Below are 7,987 nucleotides of genomic sequence, written 5' to 3' on the forward strand. Positions count from 1 at the left end.
GGCCACGGCTGTGCGGTCGGACGCGAACGGCGCGGGACCGCTCGCCGGCGGACTGGTCGTGCTGGACGCCCACTCCGGACATGTGCTCGCGCTGGCCAGCGCGCCGACCGAGACAGCGCGCCCCGCGACCGGCAACACGGACACACCGGAGATGAAGGCCTTCCGCGAGGCCCACCAGAACTACTACCACCGCGCCCGCAACGGCACGCCGGACGAGACGCGCAAGTGCAACGCCGCGCAGCCGACACCCGAGGAGCGCGCCAACTGCATCCGCTGGGGTCTGCGCGCGGAACCCGGCCCGCTGTCGCCTCAGGCGCAGGCCGATCTGCACAGGTACGTGGAGGGACGGACAGACGTGGACCTGCCGCGTCCCGAGATCAACCGTGCGCTCGGCAAGCGGTACGGCCTCGGCTCGACGTTCAAGGTCGTGGTCGCGGCGGCGTACCTGCGCAGGCCCGGTACGACCGCGGCGGACCCGATCGACGCGCCGCTGGTCGTGCGGCTCGGCGGCAAGCCGATCAACAACTCCGGCAAGGGTCTGTGCCCCGGCACGACGGCGGAAGGAAAGATCTCGCTGACACAAGCGCTCGCGGTCTCGTGCAACACCGCGTTCGTCCAGCTGGCGAGCAAGCTCGGGTGGAAGGACATCGAGGAGACGGCGAGATCGTTCGGCTTCTCGCTCCCCCGGCCCGAGCCGGAGGCGGAGGCGGAGCCGGGGCCGGCGTGGCTCGCCGGCGTGGCCGCGGGTTTCGACTCCGTCGTGCCGCACGACCTCGCGCCGACCGACATCGGCAACGCGGTGCTCGGCGGTGACGAGGTCGAGGGCACCCCGCTGCAGCTGGCCACGGTGATGGCCGCGGTCGCCAACGACGGCGTCGCGGTCCAGCCGTCGCTCGTCACCGCGGTCACCAACGCGAACGGCGGCGCGCGGCGCACGATCACCGGCGAGACGCGCAAGGTGCTGGAACCGGCGCAGGCCGAGCAGCTGCGGCAGGCGTTGTCCGCCACGGCGGTGGCGGGCACTGCGGTCGGGCTGACCGCGCCGGCCGGAAGCGCGCTGTGGGTGAAAACCGGCACGCACGAGCTGTACGGGGACGGCGAGGTGGTGCCGCCGAGGCAGTTCGTCCTGCAGATCGCGTGGGTCGTCGGCGCCGTCGACACCGGCAAGGGGCGCGTGTCGTTCGCCGTCGCCGTCGAGACCCACGACGAGAAGGCCGGTGCGGCACGAGTCCGGTGGCTGGCGCAGCAGGCCATCGACAAGATCACGGAGGTGCGCGGATGACCGCGGACATCGACCCCCGCTTCGAGGAGGCGGTGCGGATCGAGGCCACCACGAAGTTTCACGACTTCCTGGTGCGCGGCAAGGCCCGCGCGGCCGGGGCGACGCTGGTCAAGATCAGGATCGTGACGGCGCGCACGCTGTCCGACCCGGTGAAGGCGAAGATCCGCGAGTCGTTGCTCGACGTGCGCGCCAACCATCGCGACATCCGCACCAGGGTCACGTTCACGGTCGACCCGGCCGTGCCGCGCGGGCGCGAGGTGCGCTGCGACGCGGTGGACGCGAGCCGTGAGGAGCTCGCCGAGCCGCCACCGGAGTTCGACGACGACCGGTCAGAGCTGCTCGTGCTGAGCTGGGGTGCCCTCCGGTTCGAGTTCGTGCTCTCGGCGAGCCCGAAGTGGCTGCCGTTCGGCCGTCCGCACGCCAGGCACGACTACGGGCCGGGCGTGGTGCTGCCCCGCTCGATGCTCGCCGTGCCGTCCGGCAGGCTGCTGGACTTCCGTTTCCACAACGGAGAACTGGAGCTGCGGCGATACCCGCACGGGCCGCACGTCGCCGTGACGGTCGACGACCAGCTGCTGATCGTCGAGCGCGGCCCGCACGTGGTCGGCCGCAGGGGCCGGATCACCTTCACCGACGTCACCACCGGCCACGGCTGCTCGCTCGACTACGAGCTGCAGGACTGGCTGGTCGGCCAGCCGAGCGTGCCGGGAGAACCGGACCACCTGGACGGCTCGCCGCATCCCGTCGTGCACGAGTCGGGCCGGCTCCTGCTGATCGAACCGCCGCGCACCACGAACAAACCGGAGGAACGGCTCTTCCCAGTACCGTCGAGCAGCCCGGAACGGCCGATGCGGCACCTGGTGACGCACGTGCTGTACTCCGAGGCGTCCGAGCGCGGCAGGCCGGAGAACCGCTGGCACGTCAAGATGTACCGCTGTGCGACGCCGCAGCACGCCGCTCAGCTGCGCCGGTACCTGCGCACTCAGGCCGTGCTCATCGAACAGGTCAATGCGTCGGTCGGTGGCACCGCGCAGGCGCCGCCGTGGGTGATCGCGCCGGTGCACGTGCTGTCCGGCAGGACGGGCGTGACGGGCCCTCAGCAGCCGACGGATCTCTCGATCCCGGAACAGGAAGTGGTGTCCGACCCGGAGAACCGGCTGTCCGCGTGGTTCGGCGTGGCCGACCGGCCGCAGCCCGCGTGCTTCGTGCTCGTCGTATCGCCGTTGCTGACCCCGGTCGGCTGGCCGATGGCGGACATGCGCGCCTCTGCGCCGGGCGTGGAACAGCTGCCGGAGCTGTACACGCTCGCGGTGGGCCTGGACGCGATGCACAAGCGGGACATAGCGCATTGCGACATCAAGCCCGCCAACGTCTGCCGCTACCTCACCGCGGACAACCGCAGCGGCTACGTGCTGATCGACGGCGACTCGGTGGCACGCGCCACCGCGCAGCTGCCAGAGCTGAGGTTCAGCGCCGCATACGCCTCACCGGAGGTGCTCTACCAGCGGCACCGGATGCGGGCACCCGGTCGCGAGCGCCCGGAGATCGACCTCCGCGAGCACGACCGGTTCGGCTTCGCGCTGGTGGTCCTCACCGCCCTCGCGGGTGAGGACCGGGTCACGCCGATGCTGACCCAGGACGACGACGGCAGGCGCACGGTCGACTCTCCCGACGTGGTGGCGGGCGCGCTCGCCGCGTACTGGCCGGAGCACTGGCGGCCGTTCGCGGTGGAGCTTGCGGCACCGTTGCGGCCCAACGCATTGGGTGGTGACGACTGGAGCGCTACCAGGTGGATCGACCGGTTGCGCTCGCTCGTCCCGGCACGTCCGTCCTCATCGGACAGTCCGCCGCCCGAGGTGGTGCTGCCGCCCGCGGGCAGGCACGCGCGGCACGTGGACGAGATCCGCGCGGAGGCGCGGTCCGAGCTGGTCGGGCACAAGGGACGCGTCGCCGCGGTCGCCGGTGCCGTCCGGCGGCACCAGTTGTCCGTGGCCAGGCACGCGTACTGGCGGGAGATCGCCGTGCGCGGGCTGCTGCCGATGGCGGTGCCGCTGATCCTGCTGGCCGGTCTGCTGATGGGGAGGTGACGTCGTGCGGTACGAGGAGGTTCTGCCCGGTGCGTTGCGCGGGGCGGTGGAACGGGTGTTCCCGCCACAGGACTTCGACGAGTCGATCAGGCACGTGATCGGCGACTGGGTGCTGCTGGAGGAGCCGACCGCGACGCTCTCGCGCCGGGAGGCCGAGCCGCACGTGCACAGCTACCTCGAGCAGGCGGCCGCGATGGGGGCCTCGTACGGCAGGGCGTTCGCCCTGCTCGTCCTGCTCCCGGTCACGGCGCTGCTGCTGGTGCTGTTCTTCGTCCTGCTGGCCCTGCTGTGAACGGAAACGAGCGGATGACCCCGTCCCGCAACCTCAACCAGCTCAAGCGTTGTCCCGCGTGCGACGACGACCTCGGTGTCCCGCCGTCGCGCGGCGAAGACGGCAGCTGGCGGCGGCCGAGCCTCCTGCTGGAGGTGTGCGGCTCCGAGCGCGGCGCGATGGAATGGCGGCTGAGTTCGTTCGACCACGCCGTCGAGGCCCGGTCGAAGGGCTACCACCCGTCACGGCCGGGCTGGGTCTACCACATGTGCGGCGACGGCCACGTTTTCCTCGACCACATCAGGATGACGGGCGAGAGCGTCGGTACCGAGTGGACGGTCGACGACTTCGACGGGTCCGCCACGATCGGCGGCGTCGCGGCGGGCAAGAGCTATCTGATCCTGCGCACGCTGCACCAGCAGCTGGCGGTGACCGGCCTGCCGCACATCACGCTGGCCGACCGGCCGATGCAGGTGGACAGCCACACCGCGGACTGGCTGGAGGACACACCGCTGCAGGTGCTGCTGCAGAACTACCGCAACACCGAGGAGAAGGGCCTCCCGCTCGACCCGACCGTGTTGCGCACGACGGTGCCCTTCCACTTCCTCAGCGCCAACGTCTCGCCCGACGTGGTACCCGCCGTGCTGGATCTGCAGGAGAAGCTCGGCGGCGAAGGCCACCTGGACCGGTCGTCGTGGGGACGCAGGATCCGCCAGCCGATCCTGTGCCGGTACACGATCGGCGGCAGGCGGGTGCTCGTCGCGATCGCCGACCTGGCCGGCGAGCAGTTCGCGAAGTCGGCGCTGGAGGACGACCACCAGCAACGGCTGCTGCGCAACTACGGCACGCTCACCTGGGTGATCGATCCGGCGATCGCGAAGCCGTTCGCCGCGTTCATCCCCGCGGACGCCGCCGAGGACACGATCGCGGCCAGCGTCCGGCCGGACGAGAACGTCAACAGCGACCTGCGGGGCGTGCTGCACCAGCGCAACGCCGTGCAGCGCAGGGTCGCGCGCGCACTCTCGCTGAAGTCGAGCGGGTTCTCGTCCCACGTCGGGGGAAGCCAGCACGTGCTGGTGTGCATCAGCAAGATGGACCTCGTCCACCTGGGTCTGCGGCGGGGCAAGACGCTCGGCGACCTCGGTGCGCCGGGTGCGGTCGTCGACGGCGCGGCCCGCTACCTCGCCCAGGTCGCGGTCCGGTTCACCGGGCCGAACCGCGGGCTGGTCGAGGAGGCGGCCCTGCGGTCGATCATCGACCCGATCGCGAGCACCCAGCACGAACAGAAGCTGTTCGAGGCGACCCTGCGGCAGTTCGCCACGGCGATCGTGGACCACCACTGCGATCCGGACGCGTGGTGGAACCTGGTGCACGTCGGTGGTGGCGCGGTGATCCAGGTGCGGGAGGGCGAGCTCTCGTCGGTGCTGCGCGCACGCCGGATCATGCTGCCGTCGCTGGACGCGCACATCGCCGGAGCGCTCACCCCGCACCAGTCTTCGGTGCTGCGCACCAGGGACCTCGTGATGTCCGCACTGGGCTGCGGCATCGCGTACGCGCTCGGGTTCGGGCAACGCGTCGAGTCGATGCTCGGGCAGGGCTGGCGCGACGTCCGCTTCTTCCTGTGCTCTCCGCTGGAGCACGCACCCGTCCGGGTCGCCGAGACGAGCGAGCTGATCGAGCCGCGGGACGCGAGCGCGGTCTTCCCCGACGTCGACGAGAGATCAGCGGCACTGTCCCAGTTGCTGCTCTGCCTGCTCCGGAGGATGCGGCCGTGACCGAACACGTCGTCGTCGAGTGGGGTGACAAGTCGGGTGGCGGCTTCGTGCTGTACACCGACCCGCGCCGGGGCGCACCGCCCGGACCCGCCTTCGTGAGAGTGGCGCACGACCTGCAGGACGACGTCGTGCACCAGCCGCCGGAAGCCGCACGCGACAACGACCGGTTCCCGGTGTGGGGGCTGCAGCAGGTCGAAGTCGAGGATCACGGTCCACAGTGGTGCTTCACCGTGCAGGGCAGGGGCGGCGCGTTCGGACGAGCGGGCACCTGCCAGTTCCTGTTCGCCCCCGCCTCCGCCGATCCCGCCGACGTGTGGGCGCACGGTGTCGCACTCGTGGGCCCGGACGGCAGGCTCGGGCACGAACCGCGGTTGCCGTCGCTGCCGGCGGTGAACGCGACGCAGCTCGTCAGACCCCTCATGGCGCTGGCAGAACGCCGCAAACGCATCGCGGTGACCGGTGATCCCACCGAGGTCGCCGCCGTGATCGGCTGTCTCGTCACGGCACTGCCGAGCGCGGTGGTGGCCGAGCACATCTGGATGACGTTCCCGCTGAGCACACCGATCCTCGACAAACGTCCCAGCGTCACGGGACGGTGGCCTGCCGAGCAGTCGGACAACCTGTGTGCCCGCCGCGTCGAGCGCTGGCTGGAGCCCGACCCCGACGAGCTGCCGGAACCGCAGCCCCCGCGCGCGGACGAGGCGATCAGGTGGCTGGCACAGCGCGCCACGGGCGGGCGCCGCGACCCGGCGCACTGCGGGGTGGCGTCGCTGCGGGCGTTGCTGGACCTGATCATCAGGGAGGAACTGGTGATCACCGAGGCGGACATCGGCAGGCTGGTGCGCGCGCACGATCCGCGGTTGCAGGACGGCGCCAAACCGCAAATGGTGCGGCGGTGGGCGGCCCAGCAGACGGACACCGCGATCAGCGAACTGCTCCGCAACCCGCCGCACTGGCTGGAGCCGATGCTGTTCGACGGTGTGCTGCAGGCACAGTTGCGGGCAGGAAAGGGACAGAATCCGGCGAAGTTCCCGCCCGCGCCCGCACCCGGCGGCTGGCACACGCGACTCGCCGACCTCCTCCGCGCGCGCTACCACAACCGGGAGGAGCTGCTGCGGTTCGTGCGCGAGCACGTGACCGCGCCAGGCAGTCCGCTCGGTACGCCCGATCTCGTGCAGCGGTACCGGCATTGGCTGGAGCGCCTGGGCATCTCGTCCACCGATCCGTCCACCGGCATCTTCCCGGTGCCGGTCAAGGAGATCGTGACCTCGCTGGTGCAGTACGGCCGGATCTCCGCCGCGCACCGGGAGTTCCTGCGGGCGGCGTCCGATCCGATCGGCACGTTGAGGTCGGTCGTGGATCGTATGCCCGAGGTGACCCCGGCCGGCGCGGCCGTGCTGATGACGGTGCAGGACAACGAGAACGGCATGCGCCAGGTGCTGGAGACCGTGCTCGGGCACAACCCCCACCGCGACGAGCGGGCCGCGGCGTGGCTGGACGAGCTCATGAAGGAGGTGACGTCGCGCCGGATGAAGGGCGCGGTGATCACCGCAGGCGTCCAGCACCTCGGGAAGTACCAGGCTGGACCGTTGCCCGCCGCGTTCCTGGCGTCGGTGCTGGAGTGCTGGAGCGAGCAGGAGAGCGAGCAGGAGGGCGACCACGTCGTGCGGGTGCTGCGCGACGCGGCGACCCGGCTGCGTCCCGCGACGCGCAGGATCGAACCCGGACCGGTTTTCCGACAGGACGACGAGTGGCCGATGCCGGTCGAGGCCGTCCACACACCAGCCGCTGTCGACGACCCGGAAGTCCAGCCGTACGACGATGACGACGAGCAGGGCTCGCCGTGGGCGGTGGTGCTGTTCATGACCACGGTCGCCGTCGTGCTGTTCTTGGTGGTGGGGACCGTGCTCAGCCGATTGGGGACGTGGTGAGCGAACCGTTGTCCGCAGCCGCGCAGGTGGCCTCCCTGACCAGGACCGCGATGTCCACGATGGACGCGCTGGCCGGCGTGTCCCCCGCGAACCGGCCACCGCACCTCGCCCAGCTCAACGGCGTGCTGGTGGTCGCGGTGCGGCAGGCGCAGCGCGTAGAGCTGAACCCGGCCACCGCCGACCAGGACGCCGACCTGTGGCGGCTGCGCGAACCCGGTTACCTGCGGGCGATCTGCGAACACCCGCCCACGCATCCGAACAACGTGCTCGTGCTGCTGCCCGTCGTGCTCACCTGGTCCGCGCTGGGCGTCGCGGAATGGCGGTACGTTCAGCAGTACACGTCGAGCGACGCCGCATCGCGCCCGCCGTTCTTCTCGGACTGGCTGGCACAACCGTGGTACCTCGGCCCCGTCCTGCTGTCGCTGGTGATCGTCGTGACGGTGCTGTGGATCATGCTCAACCACCGCCGCACCTGGTCGTCGCAGCGCCGTGCCGACGCGATCGACCGCGTCGCGCACCGGCTGGAGGTGGACCTGCTCGAACCGGTCGCGATCCTGCGAGCCCAGATCGGTTCGTCACCGGAGCAGCAGACGCGGCAGGCCGCGGCGACGCTGGCCGAGGCGGCGCAGCGGCTGGGCGAG

At 71.2% G+C, this 7,987-nt stretch carries 6 protein-coding genes; all 6 read left to right on the top strand.

The features are described 5' to 3' along the window. Positions 1-1,282, top strand: a 1,282-nt coding sequence (locus tag FXN61_RS44880; RefSeq protein ID WP_281360869.1) for a penicillin-binding transpeptidase domain-containing protein, incomplete at its 5' end; no start/stop codon positions are given. Beyond that, positions 1,279-3,369, top strand: coding sequence for a protein kinase family protein (locus FXN61_RS44885; protein WP_167979918.1), 2,091 nt, complete (start codon positions 1,279-1,281; stop codon positions 3,367-3,369). The genes FXN61_RS44880 and FXN61_RS44885, both read left to right, overlap by 4 nt. Positions 3,370-3,373: 4 nt before the next feature. Beyond that, the gene (locus tag FXN61_RS44890; RefSeq protein ID WP_167979919.1) at positions 3,374-3,661 is read left to right on the top strand and encodes a hypothetical protein; all 288 of its coding nucleotides are present in this window, start codon (positions 3,374-3,376) and stop codon (positions 3,659-3,661) included. Between the two features lie 14 nt (positions 3,662-3,675). After that, complete coding sequence (locus tag FXN61_RS44895; RefSeq protein ID WP_167979920.1) at positions 3,676-5,415, top strand: hypothetical protein; 1,740 nt, start codon at positions 3,676-3,678, stop codon at positions 5,413-5,415. Beyond that, entirely contained in the window at positions 5,412-7,346 is a 1,935-nt protein-coding gene (locus FXN61_RS44900) for a hypothetical protein (RefSeq protein ID WP_167979921.1), read from the top strand. Before FXN61_RS44895 ends, FXN61_RS44900 begins: the two co-directional genes overlap by 4 nt. Next, positions 7,343-7,987, top strand: a 645-nt coding sequence (locus FXN61_RS44905; protein ID WP_167979922.1) for a hypothetical protein, incomplete at its 3' end; no start/stop codon positions are given. The genes FXN61_RS44900 and FXN61_RS44905, both read left to right, overlap by 4 nt.

Origin of the sequence: Lentzea indica (assembly GCF_012184385.1) — a bacterium.
In the GTDB taxonomy this organism is placed as follows: domain Bacteria; phylum Actinomycetota; class Actinomycetes; order Mycobacteriales; family Pseudonocardiaceae; genus Lentzea; species Lentzea indica.

What these genes read in the sequence shown, in the direction of transcription:
- FXN61_RS44895 (WP_167979920.1), top strand. Translation starts at nt 3,676, where the DNA reads ATGACCCCGTCCCGCAACCTCAACCAGCTCAAGCGTTGTCCCGCGTGC.
- FXN61_RS44885 (WP_167979918.1), top strand. Translation starts at nt 1,279, where the DNA reads ATGACCGCGGACATCGACCCCCGCTTCGAGGAGGCGGTGCGGATCGAG.